This window comes from Helicobacter pylori (genome assembly GCF_002832345.1).
GTDB lineage: Bacteria > Campylobacterota > Campylobacteria > Campylobacterales > Helicobacteraceae > Helicobacter > Helicobacter pylori_CP.
Genome location: NZ_PHLZ01000001.1, coordinates 49,272 through 65,338, shown reverse-complemented (window position 1 = coordinate 65,338; position 16,067 = coordinate 49,272). Strand labels below are relative to the sequence as shown.

At 37.9% G+C, this 16,067-nt stretch carries 15 protein-coding genes; 10 read left to right on the top strand and 5 right to left on the bottom strand.

Translation table 11 applies throughout. From position 1 onward, the window contains the following. Position 1: 1 nt before the first annotated feature. From CXY28_RS00310 to CXY28_RS00295, 4 genes are all read right to left on the bottom strand, one after another. Positions 2-991, bottom strand: a complete 990-nt coding sequence (locus tag CXY28_RS00310; protein ID WP_000071823.1) for an HlyD family secretion protein — start codon at positions 989-991, stop codon at positions 2-4. An 11-nt stretch (positions 992-1,002) separates the two neighbouring features. Beyond that, entirely contained in the window at positions 1,003-2,535 is a 1,533-nt protein-coding gene (locus tag CXY28_RS00305) for a TolC family protein (RefSeq protein WP_100979110.1), read from the bottom strand. Continuing rightward, positions 2,532-3,881: a hemolysin family protein gene (locus CXY28_RS00300; RefSeq protein WP_000533323.1), complete on the bottom strand. Its 1,350-nt coding sequence runs from the start codon at positions 3,879-3,881 to the stop codon at positions 2,532-2,534. Before CXY28_RS00300 ends, CXY28_RS00305 begins: the two co-directional genes overlap by 4 nt. A 102-nt stretch (positions 3,882-3,983) precedes the next feature. Next, positions 3,984-5,585, bottom strand: coding sequence for an inorganic phosphate transporter (locus CXY28_RS00295; RefSeq protein ID WP_050826135.1), 1,602 nt, complete (start codon positions 5,583-5,585; stop codon positions 3,984-3,986). Between the two features lie 140 nt (positions 5,586-5,725). Between CXY28_RS00295 and CXY28_RS00290 the strand changes: the two genes are divergently transcribed. Genes CXY28_RS00290 through CXY28_RS00245 form a run of 10 tightly spaced genes read left to right on the top strand, consistent with a single transcriptional unit; the run spans position 5,726 to position 14,734 of the window. After that, the gene (locus CXY28_RS00290) at positions 5,726-5,995 is read left to right on the top strand and encodes a NifU family protein (protein WP_000569296.1); all 270 of its coding nucleotides are present in this window, start codon (positions 5,726-5,728) and stop codon (positions 5,993-5,995) included. 11 nt (positions 5,996-6,006) lie between these two features. Continuing rightward, positions 6,007-6,618, top strand: a complete 612-nt coding sequence (locus tag CXY28_RS00285) for a hypothetical protein (protein WP_001168590.1) — start codon at positions 6,007-6,009, stop codon at positions 6,616-6,618. A 3-nt stretch (positions 6,619-6,621) separates the two neighbouring features. After that, the gene (locus tag CXY28_RS00280; protein WP_100979109.1) at positions 6,622-7,965 is read left to right on the top strand and encodes a UDP-N-acetylmuramoyl-L-alanyl-D-glutamate--2,6-diaminopimelate ligase; all 1,344 of its coding nucleotides are present in this window, start codon (positions 6,622-6,624) and stop codon (positions 7,963-7,965) included. A 3-nt stretch (positions 7,966-7,968) separates the two neighbouring features. After that, positions 7,969-8,919, top strand: coding sequence for a transaldolase (tal, locus tag CXY28_RS00275; protein WP_015643616.1), 951 nt, complete (start codon positions 7,969-7,971; stop codon positions 8,917-8,919). 54 nt (positions 8,920-8,973) lie between these two features. Further along, positions 8,974-9,510: a 50S ribosomal protein L25/general stress protein Ctc gene (locus CXY28_RS00270; RefSeq protein ID WP_100979108.1), complete on the top strand. Its 537-nt coding sequence runs from the start codon at positions 8,974-8,976 to the stop codon at positions 9,508-9,510. A gap of 9 nt (positions 9,511-9,519) precedes the next feature. Then, positions 9,520-10,080: an aminoacyl-tRNA hydrolase gene (pth, locus tag CXY28_RS00265; protein ID WP_100971494.1), complete on the top strand. Its 561-nt coding sequence runs from the start codon at positions 9,520-9,522 to the stop codon at positions 10,078-10,080. Between the two features lie 9 nt (positions 10,081-10,089). Next, positions 10,090-11,157 carry an LptF/LptG family permease gene (locus tag CXY28_RS00260; RefSeq protein WP_100979107.1) on the top strand — a complete coding sequence of 356 codons (1,068 nt, stop codon included), beginning with the start codon at positions 10,090-10,092 and terminating at the stop codon, positions 11,155-11,157. Positions 11,158-11,213: 56 nt separating this feature from the next. Further along, the gene (locus tag CXY28_RS00255; RefSeq protein ID WP_050826130.1) at positions 11,214-12,215 is read left to right on the top strand and encodes a DNA adenine methylase; all 1,002 of its coding nucleotides are present in this window, start codon (positions 11,214-11,216) and stop codon (positions 12,213-12,215) included. Beyond that, positions 12,212-13,111 (top strand): Dam family site-specific DNA-(adenine-N6)-methyltransferase, encoded by a 900-nt coding sequence (locus tag CXY28_RS00250; protein ID WP_015643621.1) that lies wholly within the window; start codon positions 12,212-12,214, stop codon positions 13,109-13,111. Before CXY28_RS00255 ends, CXY28_RS00250 begins: the two co-directional genes overlap by 4 nt. Positions 13,112-13,117: 6 nt before the next feature. Beyond that, positions 13,118-14,734 carry an AlwI family type II restriction endonuclease gene (locus tag CXY28_RS00245; protein WP_050826129.1) on the top strand — a complete coding sequence of 539 codons (1,617 nt, stop codon included), beginning with the start codon at positions 13,118-13,120 and terminating at the stop codon, positions 14,732-14,734. Positions 14,735-14,796: 62 nt separating this feature from the next. On the opposite strand, the gene CXY28_RS08875 is transcribed toward CXY28_RS00245, so the two are convergent. Beyond that, positions 14,797-15,960 (bottom strand): outer membrane protein, encoded by a 1,164-nt coding sequence (locus CXY28_RS08875; protein WP_198542577.1) that lies wholly within the window; start codon positions 15,958-15,960, stop codon positions 14,797-14,799. Positions 15,961-16,067: the final 107 nt, after the last annotated feature.

Here is a 16,067-nt window from a genome sequence, read left to right as displayed (position 1 = left end):
TCTAAGGTTTAATGGTAACTAACACGCTCATCCCTACCCTAAAATTTTCCAACTCTTCTAAGGGTATGGCCTCCACTTCATAGCTTTTCATGTCGTAAGTGTTGGAATTATTCGTCGCTTTCCAAGTCGCAAAATCCCCCATCACGCTCAAATATTTGACCCTGAATTTCGCGCTTCTTTTCAACGCTGGGATATAGCCTTCAAATTCCTTACCCACTTTAAACTCGTTCAAATACTTTTCAGGAACGCTGATTTTTAACCAACTATCCTTTAAATCAATCATGAGCACCACAGGAAAACCCTTAGGGCTAAGCTCGCCACCGCTTAAAAGCACATTACTCACTTCCCCATCAATTGGGGCTGTCGCTTTGACATCTTTTAAATAAGACTCCACTTCATTCACTTGCCCTAAAGCCGCGCTCTCTTTAGCCTTAGCGGCAATCTTGCTTTCAGAGCTCGCCCCCCCTAAAGCCATTTTATACTTTTGGTAAGCCGCGCTCTCGTTGTATTTGGTGCTTTCATAAGCCGCATAGGCTTCATCGCGCTTTTGCAAGCTCGCCACGCCGTTATCATACAAATCCTGAACGCGCTTATAAGTCTCTTTGGCTAGAGTCGCTTGGGATTTTGCCGCTTGCCAAACGTCTCTTGCAGAATTAATCGTTTCATCTCTTGAGCCTCTTTTGACTTCATCGCTAAGCGCTTTAGCGGCTTTATGCCCGGCTTCAGCTTGAGCGAGCTTGGCTTCTAATTCAGGGCTAGAAATGCTAAAAACCAAATCGCCTTTTTTAATGTGATCGCCTTTTTTAACAAACACCTTTTCAATGCGCCCAGGGACTTTGGAACTCACGCTGTATTCTCTGGCTTCCAAAAACCCTTGCAACACTTCAGCCTTAGGGCGATAAGCTAAATAAAAAAGCACGATTAGCCCTAACAATAAAGCCCCACCCCCTGTAAGAATCGCTTTATTTTTATCCAACATGCTATTTGACATGATTTTTTCCTTTAATAAACAAATTCATAAAATAAATCAATATGATCGCTTAACGCCATTAAATTCGCTAATGAAACAATGTATTTATAAGCCACGCTTTTTTGCTCCACGATGATAGAAGAAAGCGTGTTCCTCGCATCAATGACTTGGGCGTTCGTGCTTAAGCCTTGTAAAAAAGCCTGCTCTTGGAGTTTTAGATTTTCCTTGGCTAATTCCACGCTAGAAAGCAAGCTTTTGTATTCTTTCAAATAAGAAAGCGTCTCTTTATAAGTCTTATTCACCAACAATTCCATGTTTTTTTTAGCCTGGATTTGTTCGCTACTAGCTTGCAACTCGGCTAATTTGCTCGCTTGGTATTTTTGGAAACGCCCTGTGGGGGAGAGTATGGGCATGCGCCCGGCCACGCCCACAAACCAACTAGGGATCATGTCTTCAAACACCGAATTGTTTTGTTTCATGATATAAGAGCCAAAAAAACTCACTTGGGGCAAGAATTTAGCGATCTGTAGTTTGGTGTTTTCTTTAGAAATTTGAACCTGATTTTCTAAAGTCTTTAAAGCCGGGTAGGAATTGAGCGTGGAAGCAACAAAAAAGCTCAAATCGGGCAGATTTTTCTCGGTGTGGATCTCTAATTTGCTTGAAGGCGCTAGATCGTCTTTGCTAGACAAAATGGAATTGAACGAGAGCTGCGAAACTTCTAACACGTCTTTAGCCTTAACGCTAGCGATATGGGCCTTATCATAAGCCACTTGAGCGCCTAAGGTTTCTACCCTAGCGATTTGCCCCACTTTTTGCATTTTCAAAGCGTTTTGGAAATGCTTATAATGGCCTTTTTCCACTTCTTCTAAAGTTTCAGCCACTTCTGCGTTTAACACCATGCCATAATACACGCTCACAAGTTCTTGAAAAGTGGAAAGCTTTTTCAAGCGATACACTTCATTAGCGTCTTTTTGCATCAAATCCGCAATGCGCACCATCGTGAATCTTGCCCCACCCATATAAAGGGGGTAAATAATGCTCAAAGCCCCAATCACCACATTTTGCTTAGAAAACAATAAGGGGGCTTCTAAAGTGCTGCTCAAAGCCCCAAAACCTTGCATCACCCCTTGCATGCCCGCTTGGATTTGAGGGGTTAATACTTGAGGGGGGATATTTTGTTGGATGTTTTGCAAGCCTTGATGGATCTGGTTGGTGGCTTTTTGCACGCCCGGTTGTTTTTGGCTGGCAAAATCCATTTTAATAGGGTTAGAGAGATACACATAAAAAGCACTCAAATCAATTTGAGGCAAAAAAGAAAGCTTAGCCGCTAATTTCATTTTACTCGCTCTTTTAATGGCGTATTCTTGCGCATGCAAGCCTTCATGATTAGACAATACCCTAGCCCATGCGTTTTTTAAAGAGAGCTTTTGGGCGTTAGGGTGGTTCAAAGGTAGGCTATCTTCAGCCAAATTCAAAGAAGAAGGCTCGGTTTTAGAAGTCTCATCAACAGCGCTTAAAGAGCTATTGAATAATAAGCCCAATACAAAGAGGGTTGTTTTTTTCATGCTTCATTTTCTCCCTGATCTTGTTTAACCGCTTTCAAGCGTTTTATCCTGGCTCCATCCACGCTTAAGACTTCAAAAGAATACCCATGCGAAACGATTGTATCCCCCTCCATAGGCATGCGCTCTAACAAGCTAAAAACATAGCCCCCAAGCGTTACCTGCTCGCATTCTTTGTCAAATTCAATGTGAAGCACTTCTTCTACGCTCTCTAAATCCAGCATGCCCTCTAATTCAAACACGCCCTCTTCAAGCTTGTTCACGCCCTCTTGTTTTAAGTCGTATTCGTCGCTAATCTCGCCCATGATCTCTTCAATAATGTCTTCCATAGTGAGCAACCCGGCTGTGCCACCGTATTCATCAATCACCAAAGCGGTATGGATTTGCTCTTTTTTCATTTTAATAAGGATTTGAGAAATGGAAGCGCTCTCAGGGACGATGATCATTTTCCTAACGATTTGCTTGAAATCATGCATTTTGGGGGTAAAAATAGAGCGAGAAAGCAAGTCCCTAATATGCACCATGCCGATAATGTTATCCTTAGAACCCTTACAATAAGGGTAGCGCGTGAAGCGGCTTTTTAAAACAATGTCTATATTTTCTTCATAGCTGTTTTCTTCGTCCAAACACACCATGTCTTTTCGTGGGGTCATGATTTCTTTAGCGCTCGTATCAGAAAAATCCACCGCGTTTTTAATGATTTCGCCCTCTACTGAATCAATAATGCCCTCTCTTAAACTCTCGCCCACAATGATTTTTAACTCTTCTTCAGAATGCGTGCCGTCATGCTCTTTAGGATTGATGCCCACTTTTTTTAAAAAGAAATGAGCGATCACATCAAACAAGCGCACCACCGGGTAAAACACGACCCAAAACACATGCAAAGGGCGCGCGGCAAAAAGAGCGGCTTTTTCAGATTTAGCGATCGCTAAAGATTTAGGCACAATCTCGCCCAACACGACATGCAAAAAAGTGATGCTTAAAAACGCTATAACCACGCTCATTGAATGGATAAAAATAGGGTTTTCTCTCAAATCCATAGACTCAAATAGCGCGGCTAACAATTTTGCGATAGCGGGCTCACCCACCCAGCCTAAAGCTAATGAAGAAAGGGTGATGCCTAACTGCGTTGCGCTCAAATAAGTGTCTAGTCTTTGACTCATCTTTAAAGCGAGTTTGGCGTTGGAATTACCGATTTTAACCAGCTCTTCTAAGCGGGTTTTACGCACTTTCACAAGGGCAAACTCTGAAAGCACAAAAAAAGCGTTCAACAGCACCAATAAAAAAGCAACCATCAACATCAAAATTGATTCAGACGGATCCAAATAAGCTCCTTGATTCCTCCCCATGATTTAAACCTAAAACCTAACGATAAATATAAAATATATAAAATCTTAGAATTTTAACATAAAAGATTAAGCCTAACTTTAAAAATCAAGCCTTCAAAAACCCTAGAAATACTTTTCTATAAAACCAAGAGCCACAAAAAGAAGCGCGCCTAAAAGCGCAGAAACCGGCACGGTTACCAACCAAGCGGTAACAATCTTTTTTAAAATGGAGCGTTTGATCACTTCCTCTTTATACACTTTTTTAAGCGACTTTTTTTCTTTCTTTTTCAATTCCAAAGCGATGGCGGTGTTCTTGCTTTTTTTCAAGCTCTCTAGCATGAGCGATTTTTCTTTCAAATTGGCTTTATCAAAGCGCTCTAAAAAGCCCTCAATTTCTTCTAAATCTTCCCCAAAGTGTGCTGCTACAATGTTGTCTCTGATCCTAGCAAAACGCCTTCTGGATTGCTCTCTTAAGCGCTCCCTTAAAAAGCCCACCCCAAACACCGCGCCCACCACAATATGCGTAGAGCTTACCGGCAAGCCTAATTGAGAGGCCAAAAGCACGGTGATGACCGCAGAAAGCGCGATGCAAAAGGCTTGCATTTTGTCTAATTCTGTGATTTCAGACCCCACCGTTTTAATGAGCTTTGGCCCATACAAACTCAAGCCTAAAGCGATCCCAGCTGCCCCCACTACCATAATCCACAACGGCACAGAGCTTAAAGTATTCCCCATAGGGCTATTTGCATCTTCTAAAGTTTGACTGATAGCCGCTAAAGGGCCTATAGCGTTAGCCACATCATTAGCCCCATGCGCAAAGCTTAAAAGCGCAGCAGCAAAAATCAAAGGGACATTAAAAAGCTCATTAATGCTTTCATGGCTATTTTCTAATTGCGGGGCTTTTTTTAACACAAATCTTTTAAAAAGGATAAAGATTAAAAGTGCAAGGATACAACCGCAAGCCAGTTGGATTTCAAAACCCACCGCATAGAGTCGTTTTAAAACCTTAACCATCAAATACCAACTGAATGTTAAGCTCATCAACGCTACCAAATAAGGCACGACCTTTAAAGCCGCGCTCTTTTTATCTTCTTTATAAGCGATAGTCTTTTTAATGAGCATTAAAAAAAACATGGCTATCAAAGCCCCCATTAAAGGCGAGATTACCCAACTGGCCACAATGCCTGATAAGAAATGCCAATTGACAGCCGCCATTCCAGCTGCTGCCATTCCAGCCCCCATAATCCCCCCCACTACAGAGTGTGAAGTGGAAACAGGAGCGCCAATTAAAGTCGCCACATGCAACCACAACGCCCCACTGAGTAAGCTAGCCAACATGACATTAATGAAAACATGCGCATCATTAATAAATTCAGGCGAAACGATACGACCCTTAATCGTAGAAACCACTTCCCCCCCAGCAATGATCGCTCCAAGCATTTCACAAATCGCAGCGATCAAAATCGCCCCACCCATGCTAATGGCTTTAGAGCCTACGGCAGGGCCGACATTATTGGACACATCATTCGCGCCAATATTCATCGCCATATACCCCCCAATCACAGCCGCAAAAATGAGCAACAATCCCTTAGAATTAGCCTGCCCAAAAATGAGAGCGAGCAAAGCGGCACCGATGAGAAACAAAAGAGCGAGAGCGATCTTTAAAGTGTCTTTTTGGAGTTTTTTGGAAGCTTTTTCAAACTCTTTGATGTTTTTAATTTCCATACCGTCATCAAAACCTTATTCTAATAGTGGCTCTATTCTATCCAATTAGCCCTTGAGCCACTCTTAAAAAGCGTTGTTTGATAAAAATGGCTCATTATATGGTATCTTAAAGTAAAATTTTAAAAATAAGGTTTTTAAAAATGATAGAATTTAGCGATGAAGATTTACAAAAACCGGTGCGTATTGTGATAGAAAAGATCCGCCCTTACTTGCTCAAAGATGGCGGCAATATTGAAGTGCTAGGGGTGAAAAGCATGAAAATTTATGTGGCTTTAGAGGGAGCGTGTAAGACTTGCTCTAGCAGTAAAATCACTTTAAAAAATGTCATTGAAAGGCAGCTTAAAATGGACATTCACCCCAATTTAGAAGTGGTGTGCTTAGAAAACGCCAAGGAGTTTGATAAGCTTTAAGGATTATAGGCATGCAAAAGTTTGATTATGAATTTAAAAAGCGCGCATTGATTAAAGATGGCTTTTTAGCGTTCAAGCAAGCCCATTACGCTGAAGCGTTACGCCTTTTTTCTGAAGTTTTGTTTTTGGATAAAGACAACCAAAAAGCCAAAGTGGGGGCGTTATTAAGCGACATCGCTAAGGATTTCCCTAAAGAAGCCCATAGCTTTTATGAATTGTATCAAAGCTTGATCGCTATGCAAAAACGGAGTTTAAAAAACCAGGCTGAAGAGCAAATCATCAATTTGATCGCTTCTTTTGATGAAGGGCTAAACCAAATGACTGAAAAGATTGATGCGCAAATTTCTCAAAAAGGCGAGGAGTTGAACGGCATTTTGTACGCGGATTTCAAACGCTTGAGCTTGGAGCGCGGTTTTAAGGAAGCGTTTGAGGATTTGATGTTCAGCTCTAGGGTGATTTTTGACAATAAAGAGGATTTTTATGAATTTTTGAAAGAATTGAACCATTATGGCTATTATGAATTAGCGATAAATTACATTGAAAACATGCATGAAGATTCTTTTATTTACGATAAATTTTTGCGTTCTCTTTTAGAAGACGCTCTCAAATCCAATAAGGCTTAAAGAATGAAACTCAAAAAAACCCTAACTTATCGCAACCGCGCCTATTCTTTTTTAAGCGATAACACGCATGAAGTTTTAGAAAACCCTGAAGAAATTCTTTTTGTCAAAACGCCTTTAAATGAAAAATACTCTCCTTTAATTGCAGAAAAAAACCTGGCTATTTTAAATTTTAACGAGCTTAAAAACTACTTTGATTTTAAGATTAAAATTGTAGGGATTACAGGCACTAATGGTAAAACGACCACAGCGAGCTTGATGTATTCCTTGCTCTTAGATTTGAATAAAAAAACCGCCCTTTTAGGCACAAGAGGGTTTTTTATCAACGACAAACAAATCAAAGAAAAGGGCTTGACCACGCCCACTCTTTTAGAGCTTTATAGCGATTTAGAAGAAGCGATTCGTTTGGGGTGTGAATACTTTATTATGGAAGTGAGCTCCCATGCGATTGTCCAAAAGCGCATCGCTGGGCTTGATTTTGCTCTTAAAATCTTAACTAATATCACAAGCGATCATTTAGATTTCCACAAAAGCCTAGAAAATTACAGAGACGCTAAAAACAGCTTTTTTAAAGATGAGGGCTTGAAAGTCATCAACAGAGATGAAGCAAACGCCCTTTTTAACCCCATTAACGCGCACACTTACGCGCTGGATAAAAAAGTGCATTTAAACGTTCAAGCCTTTTCGCTCAACCCCTTTATTAGCGCGTCTTTATGCTACCAACAAGATTTAAGAGATCCCAATCTCAAAGAAATCGCTCTCATCCATTCCCCCCTTTTAGGGCGTTACAACCTTTATAATATCTTAGCGGGCGTTTTGGGGGTTAAATTACTCACTCAATTACCTTTAGAAGCGATTGCGCCGTTATTAGAAAACTTTTATGGGGTGAAGGGGCGTTTGGAAATTGTGCATTCTAAACCTTTAGTAGTTGTGGATTTTGCCCACACAACAGACGGCATGCAACAAGTCTTTGAAAGCTTTAAAAACCAAAAAATCACCGCTCTTTTTGGAGCAGGGGGCGATAGGGATAAAACCAAGCGCCCTAAAATGGGAGAGGTAGCGAGTTGTTATGCACATCAAATCATCTTAACTTCAGACAATCCTAGAAGCGAAAACGAAGAAGACATTATTAAGGATATTTTAAAAGGCATCAGCGATTCTTCTAAAGTGATTATAGAAAAAGACCGAAAAAAAGCCATTTTAAACGCTTTAGAAAATTTAAAAGACGATGAGGTATTGTTGATTTTAGGCAAGGGCGATGAAAACACTCAAATCTTTAAAGACAAAACGATTTTTTTTAGCGACCAAGAGGTCGTTAAAAGCTATTACCAACATTTAAAACAAGGATAAAACATGCAAGAATTCAGTTTGTGGTGCGATTTTATAGAAAGGGATTTTTTAGAAAACGACTTTTTAAAGCTCATCAATAAGGGGGCTATTTGCGGGGCGACGAGTAACCCTAGTTTGTTTTGCGAAGCGATCATAAAAAGCGCATTTTATAAAGATGAAATCGCTAAACTCAAAGGCAAAAAAGCTAAAGAAATTTATGAAACTCTGGCGTTAAAGGATATTTTACAAGCCTCTAGTGCGTTAATGCCTTTATATGAAAAAGACCCTAACAACGGCTACATTAGCCTAGAAATTGACCCTTTTTTAGAAGATGATGCCATTAAAAGCATTGATGAAGCCAAGCGGTTATTCAAAACATTAAACCGCCCTAATGTGATGATTAAAGTCCCGGCGAGCGAGAGCGGTCTTGAAGTCATTAGCGCTTTAACTAAAGCCTCTATTCCCGTTAATGTAACTTTAGTCTTTTCGCCTAAAATCGCCGGTGGAATCGCTCAAATTTTAGCCAAAGAAGCGCGAAAAAGAGCGGTCATTAGCGTGTTTGTCTCACGATTTGACAAAGAAATAGACCCATTAGTGGCGCAAAACTTGCAAGCTCAAAGCGGGATTATCAACGCTACCGAGTGCTATTACCAAATCAATGAGCATGCCAACAAATTCACAAGCACCCTTTTTGCATCCACAGGCGTTAAGTCTAACTCTTTAGCTAAAGATTACTACATTAAAGCGCTGTGTTTTAAGAACTCTATCAATACGGCCCCATTAGAGGCTTTAAACGCTTATTTGCTTGACCCAAACACTGAGTATCAAACCCCTTTAAAAAGTGCAGAAATTGAAGCGTTTAAAAAAGAATTAAAAGCACACAACATTGATTTAGAAAACACCGCCCAAAAACTCCTTAAAGAAGGCTTGATAGCGTTCAAACAATCCTTTGAAAAGCTTTTAAGCAGTTTTTGATTTTTAAGGGTTTTTTGGATAGAATAAGCCCTTATTTTATTTTAAAGGATTGACATGTTAGAAGGCGTTATTAGAGAGAGTATTACTAAAGCTAACGCTAAAGCTTTAAAAAAAGATGGCTATCTAATCGCAAACGTTTATGGAAAGGGTGTTGAAAACGTGAATGGCGCGTTCAAATTAAACCCTTTCATTAAATACCTTAAGGAAAAAAAGTATTTGATTTTTCCGGTGAAATTAGGGGATAAGACTTTTGAAGTCGTGGTTCAAGAATACCAAAAAAACCCTGTTACTAACGAGCTTATCCATGTGGATTTACTCGCTGTTACTAAAGGCGTGAAGTCTAAGTTTAAAGTCCCCGTTAAACACCAAGGCACTCCAGTGGGCTTGAAAAATAAAGGGATTTTAATGCTCTCTAAAAAGCGTATCAGCGTGGAATGCGCTCCAGAGCATTTGCCCGATCACTATTTAGTGGATGTAGCCCCTTTAGACGTGAATGAGTCTATTTTGGTGCGCGATTTAGAAAAACACGAAAATGTTAAGATTTTAGATCATGATTCTATCGCTGTGATCGGTGTGATTAAAGCGAAGTGATTTTAGGCTATGACGCTTTTAGTAGGTTTAGGCAACCCTACTTTGCGTTACGCCCACACCAGACACAACGCTGGTTTTGATATTTTAGATTCGCTCGTTAGCGAATTGAATCTTTCTTTCACTTTTTCTCCCAAACACAACGCTTATTTGTGCGTTTATAAGGATTTTATCTTACTCAAGCCCCAAACTTACATGAATTTAAGCGGCGAGAGCGTTTTAAGCGCTAAAAATTTTTACAAAACTGAAGAGCTTTTAATTGTCCATGACGACTTGGATCTACCTTTAGGCGTTGTGAGGTTTAAAAAGGGTGGGGGGAATGGGGGGCATAATGGCTTAAAGTCCATTGATTTATTGTGTTCAAATTCTTATTACCGCTTGAGAGTGGGGATTTCTAAAGGAATTGGCGTGATTGAGCATGTGCTTTCAAAATTCCACAAAAACGAAGAGCCTTTAAAAAACGCTGCGTTTGAACATGCCAAAAACGCCTTAAAATTTTTTATAGAAAGCCATGATTTTAACGCTATGCAAAATCGTTTCACGCTTAAAAAACCTTTACAAATAGAAAGTTAGGAGTTTAAAGTGCGTTTGTTTAGATTTGTGGGGTGGTATTATTTCAAATACTTTTTAATCGTGCTTTTGGCTTTGGAATTGTTTTTTGTAGGCATTGACAGCTTGAAATACGCCGATAAAATGCCTGATTCTGCGAACATGATCATTTTATTTTTCACCTATGATATTTTATTCGCCCTCAATTACACCTTGCCCATTTCCTTGCTTTTGGCGATGGTTTTATTTTACATCACCTTCATTAAATCCAACCAATACACCGCCCTGCTCTCCATTGGCTTTTCCAAATGCCAGATTTTAAGCCCTATTTTTTTGATTAGCTTATTTTTCACGGCTGTTTATGTGGGGTTGAATGCGACTCCTTTTGTGTATATGGAAGAAAAAACGCAAAATTTAATCTATAAAGACAATTCTTTGAGCGTCTCAGAGCATTTGTTAGTGAAATATAACGATGATTATGTGTATTTTGATAAGATTAATCCCTTATTGCAAAAAGCCCAAAATATCAAGGTTTTTCGCCTAAAAGATAAGACATTGGAATCTTACGCTGAAGCTAAAGAAGCTTTTTTTGAAGACAAGTATTGGATCTTGCATGACACTACTATCTATGAGATGCCCTTGAGCTTTGAACTGGGCGCAAACTCCTTAAACACCACGCGTTTAAAAACCTTTAAAACGCTCAAAAATTTCCGTCCTAAAGTTTTAGACACCATTTATCAAAACAAGCCCGCGGTTTCTATCACAGACGCTCTTTTATCCTTGCATGCTTTAGTGCGCCAAAACGCAGACACGAAAAAAGTGCGCTCGTTTTTGTATGTGTTTGCGATTTTGCCCTTTTTTGTGCCGTTTTTAAGCGTTTTAATCGCTTATTTTTCGCCCAGTCTCGCCCGCTATGAAAACCTGGCTCTTTTAGGGCTAAAGTTTATCATTATCACGCTCGTTGTTTGGGGGCTATTCTTTGCTTTAGGGAAGTTCAGCATTTCAGGGATACTCATTCCTGAAATAGGCGTTCTATCGCCCTTTTTCGTATTCTTAGCCCTCAGTCTTTGGTATTTTAAAAAGCTTAATAAGAGGTTGTGATTTTTAAATCTTATATGTTACTAAGTGGTTTTGTTCTCTTAGTTTAAAGGTGGCTAGTGGAAAGATTTAATCTAAAAAACCGCCGGTATATCGGCTCAAAAACCAAGCTTATAGAGTGGGTATTTGGGAATTTAAAATTAAATAATATCAAAAGCGTGTGCGATATTTTTGCCGGAAGTGGGGTAGTGGCTGGTCAATTTGCCACTATTCCTAATGTTAAAAACATTATTATAAACGATATTTTATTTTCTAATGAAATCATTTATCATGCTTTTTTTAGGGGGCAAGACGCTGATTTTAAGGTGCTTAAAGAGCTGAAAGAATATTATACTCAAGCTTTAAAGCTAGAAGAAAATTATTTTAGCCAACATTTTAGCGACAAATTTTTCAGCTATAAAGATTGCGTCAAAATCGGTAGCATTAGAGAGCATATAGAAAGCTTGAATTTAGATAAATTAAATAAAGATATTTTATTAACAAGCTTGATTTATTCAATGGATAAAATAGCTAACACAGTAGGGCATTATGAAGCTTATAGGAAAAAAGAGATTTTGCAAGATAGATTTATTTTTGAGCTTATTAACCCTATAAAGCATGATAAAAATATCATGATAGAGAGAAAAAACGCTAACGAATTGGCTAAAACCTTAAAAATAGACTTAGTCTTTATTGACCCTCCATACAATTCAAGGCAATACAGCCGGTTTTATCATCTCTATGAAAACTTGGTGCAGTGGAAAAAACCCAAACTCTATGGAACAGCTTTAAAGCCATCATGCGAGAACATGAGCGAATATTGTCGCTCTAATGCCAAGAAAGAATTGAGCGATTTAATTGAAAAACTAGATTGTAAAAGGATTGCTTTAACTTATAATAATACCTATAATTCTAAGTCTAGCTCTTCGCAAAATAAAATAGGCTTTAAAGATTTAGTGGAAATTTTAAGCCAAAAAGGAAAATTAAGCGTTAAAGAAAAGGCTCATAGTTTTTTTAATTCAGGAAAAACTGATTTTAAAGAGCATAAAGAATTTTTATTTATAGTGGAAGTGAAACCTTGAAAAAAGGCATTCGTTCTCCCTTTTTCTATGTAGGGGATAAATATAAACTCATGCCACAACTCAATAAGCTATTCCCAAATAACATTAATCAATTTATTGAGCCTTTTGTGGGTGGGGGTAGCGTGTTTTTAAACACTAAGGCTAAAAGATACTTAGCTAACGACATAGATACCAATATTATCAATTTACATAAAACTTTAAGCAAGTTCAATACTTGTGAGCTTTTTGATGAATTGTCTAAAATCATCATTCATTATGGCTTGTCTTTCTCTTTTAAGGGGATTACGGCCCCTGATGAATTAAAAAAACAATATATAAAAACTTACTACGCCAAATACAATAAAATAGCTTATGAAAAACTAAGGGCTGATTTTAACTCCAATCAAAACAACATGCTCTATTTGTATTTACTTTTAATTTATGGGTTTAATCACATGATTAGATTTAATTCTAAAGGGCTTTTTAATTTACCTGTAGGTAATGTAGATTTTAATGAAAATGTTTATAATGCCCTAAAAAACTACATAGATTTTATGCAACAAAACACCATTATTTTTCACAATGATGATTATATTGATTTCCTTAACCACACCACTTATTTAAAAGATGATTATGTTTATTTTGACCCCCCTTATTTAATCTCCAATAGTGAATACAACAAGTTATGGGATAGCGATAATGAGATAGCCTTATATGGTGTTTTAGATAGCCTAGATAAAAAGGGAGTTTTATTTGGTATAACCAATCTTGTTTATCACAAGGGAGAGACTAATTTTATTTTAAAAGAATGGGCTAAAAAATATTATATTTTTAATATCAAAAGTAATTATATCAGTTATAATGACAATACTATTAAAGAAGATAGTCAAGAAATCTTTGTAACTAATTATAGGTAATTAATTATGACTAAAAAACCGGCACGAAAAATTTTAAGCTTTTCAACCACTATGCGAAACCCTAAAAGAATAGGACAATTTTTAGCTGTTTTAGGAAAGTTTGAAAATCAAATCCTTAAATCTTCAACAATCATGCAAATTATCAAATCCGTTTTGGCTCATAGGCTTTATAGGCCTACTTCTATCAATCAAAATAAAGAATTGAAAGAAAAATTTGACTCCAATGAATATGTCTTTAGCGATGAAGAGTTAGAACGCATTATAGAAATATCCCCACAACAGCATAAAGAAATGGGCTTTGAGCATGGATGGGAAAGTCGGTTTGACACTTGGTATAAGCTTATGTGTGAGTTTGGTTTTTGCTACTATGCAAAATATGAGAAAATACTCATCAGCGATAGCGCTAAGATGCTTATTCTTGCTTATTACGATAAAGAAAACGATGCTTTTAAAGAAAGCGTTGATGAAAGCGTAGTTGGGGCTATATTTTTAAACGCTCTGTCTAAATATGAAGTAGGAAACCCTTATAAAAAGAACTTAAACCATAACAACCCCTTCAAACTATTGCTCTCGCTTTTAAAACGACTCAAAAATGCCCATCTAACTCCCCTATCTGTCAAAGAAATCCCTATTTTACTTTGTTGGAAAGACGATAACGCTAATGGGCTTTATGACTACATTATTCGTTTAAGACAAGAAATCGTTGCTATCAATAAAACAGAATTCAGTTACTCAGATGAATTTATTTATGAAAAATGCCTAAAACTTTTAGAAAGCACCAATAAAATACGATTTAAAATGAGCCAAATCACTAACGAAGCCGTTGATGAATACATTAGAAAAATGCGTATTACAGGACTTATTTCATTGCGTGGTAATGGTAGGTTTATTGATATTAATACTAATGAAAATAATAAAATAGATTACATTTTACAAACTCATAAGACTTTTAAAGGGGATTATTTAAACGACACTCAAGCTAACAAACTCGCCTTTTTTAACTACATGGCGATCGTGGATAGCTTTCTTGTTAGTGTTACTCCAATCAGTGCTGATGAGAGCGTTAAATCAAGCAAATTGAATGAACTAGCAAACACTTATACTAAAGATTTTATCAAGCAAGAATTACTCATTACTTGTAACAAGCAAGAATCAAAAGATAGTTTTTTAAGACTCATTGATAAACCTTTACGCTTGGAATTTTTAAGCGCTATTTTCTTGAAACAACATTTTGAAAATTTAAGCGTGATACCCAATTATAAAAGCGATGATGAAGGCTTGCCCGTATACACAGCAAGCGGTAACAAACCTGATATTGTAGCTATGGATACAAAAGCCCAAAGTTATGTAGAAGTGAGCTTGATTAGAGATAGAAGTCAAAGTACCTTGGAAATGATACCTATTGCCAGACATTTAAAAGAATTGATTAAAAATAGCACTGATATTAGAGAAAAATTTAGTGTTTTTGTAGCTCCAAATATCCATGATGATGCCAAAGAATATGCAAAATTTGCCCAATTCAAAGACAATATTAATATATGTTGTTATGCTGTTAATGATTTTATCAAAAAAGTAGAAAATAGCACAGAGTTATTACAGCTCAATGACAACCCTAAAGCTTGACAAATCAAGCTTTCATATATCCATATATAAGCTATAAGCCCTGCCTAAAAACCCTACCAAACTTAAAAAGTATAAACATAGCGCAAATACATAGAATACTGACGGCGTAAGGTTTGGGTCAAGCTGAAATTGGTTTCTGCTCCCGTGATAGTGGTTGGTTTGCCGTCTTTTAACGGACCTTGGCTTTGCTCTTTGATAGTGGTAGAGCCTTTGAAAAAGTAATTAGGGAGCGTGGGGATTTTGATACCAAACTCAATGCCATGGTGTTCAAAAATATTAGTCCTAATGCCCACATTCACTAAAAATTGGAAGATCGTGTTATTCACTTTAGCGTTTAATTTTCCTGTGGTATAGACGCTATTAGGGTTAATCCCCACATTACAACTCGCCGGCGTCGTGTCCCCACAAGTGATTGTGCCATCAGCGTTAGTCATGTAAGCGTCAGCGTCCGTATTGACGCCATAAACATACCCGTCCTTAAAATACCCCACACGATTATTAGTCCAAGTGTTACCCGCAAAATTCACGCCTAGAAAAAACCCGGCCGTGGCTTTAGGCTTGTCTATAATATTAAAAAGCATGTCTGTGCCAAAACCATAAGTATACATGTCTGCTTTTTGATCGCTCAAATAAAAAGGCGATATGGCGTTAGCAGCCCTGGAGTTAGAGAAATTGGTATGCCCATAATCAAAAAAGCCATAATAACGCAACCCAAACCACCTTTTTTTGCCGATAAAATGCTTATAGCCTGTCATCACGCCTAGCCCATACATCGGCTGGTTACGGCCAGGAATGCTTTTATTGGTGCTTAGCATGGTGCGAGAAGTCCAATTGACCACGCAGTTAGCTTTAGTGTAGCCTGGCGTTCCTGGCGTCCCTGAAGCTGGCTGACAGCCACCGGTCTGCCCGTCAGGAACTTTGCCATCATCATTAGCCGAAACATCTCCAAAAGGCACTTGAAACAACTCGCCGTTTCTATAAGCGTTGGTCTTTTGATCAGCCCTACCCACTTCCAAGCTAATCCCCACAAACGCGCCATTCTTTTCATGGGCATTTAAGGAGTTTGTCAGCCATAACGAACTCAAAAGAGCGCCTAAAATTACCGAGCCTTTTTTAGAAATATCTAAAGATTGAGCTATCAAAACAGATTCCTTACGATTAAAATTTTTACAAACCATTTTGCAATCTTGCATTCTATTTTTCTTCTTTGTCATAAAATTGAGCATCACTCTCTAGGGTCTCCGCTTAAGTATTACTTTTTTAATTATTTTATTATAGCTAATTGCAATCTTAAAAGTCAAACAAAAACAACCCCTAAAATTCCCATAATAGT

Bases quoted from the DNA above. Each gene is read 5' to 3' on its own strand.
- CXY28_RS00310 (WP_000071823.1), bottom strand. From the start codon at position 991: ATGTCAAATAGCATGTTGGATAAAAATAAAGCGATTCTTACAGGGGGT.
- CXY28_RS00305 (WP_100979110.1), bottom strand. From the start codon at position 2,535: ATGAAAAAAACAACCCTCTTTGTATTGGGCTTATTATTCAATAGCTCT.
- CXY28_RS00300 (WP_000533323.1), bottom strand. From the start codon at position 3,881: ATGGGGAGGAATCAAGGAGCTTATTTGGATCCGTCTGAATCAATTTTG.
- CXY28_RS00295 (WP_050826135.1), bottom strand. From the start codon at position 5,585: ATGGAAATTAAAAACATCAAAGAGTTTGAAAAAGCTTCCAAAAAACTC.
- CXY28_RS00290 (WP_000569296.1), top strand. From the start codon at position 5,726: ATGATAGAATTTAGCGATGAAGATTTACAAAAACCGGTGCGTATTGTG.
- CXY28_RS00285 (WP_001168590.1), top strand. From the start codon at position 6,007: ATGCAAAAGTTTGATTATGAATTTAAAAAGCGCGCATTGATTAAAGAT.
- CXY28_RS00280 (WP_100979109.1), top strand. From the start codon at position 6,622: ATGAAACTCAAAAAAACCCTAACTTATCGCAACCGCGCCTATTCTTTT.
- tal (WP_015643616.1), top strand. From the start codon at position 7,969: ATGCAAGAATTCAGTTTGTGGTGCGATTTTATAGAAAGGGATTTTTTA.
- CXY28_RS00270 (WP_100979108.1), top strand. From the start codon at position 8,974: ATGTTAGAAGGCGTTATTAGAGAGAGTATTACTAAAGCTAACGCTAAA.
- pth (WP_100971494.1), top strand. From the start codon at position 9,520: ATGACGCTTTTAGTAGGTTTAGGCAACCCTACTTTGCGTTACGCCCAC.
- CXY28_RS00245 (WP_050826129.1), top strand. From the start codon at position 13,118: ATGACTAAAAAACCGGCACGAAAAATTTTAAGCTTTTCAACCACTATG.
- CXY28_RS08875 (WP_198542577.1), bottom strand. From the start codon at position 15,960: ATGCTCAATTTTATGACAAAGAAGAAAAATAGAATGCAAGATTGCAAA.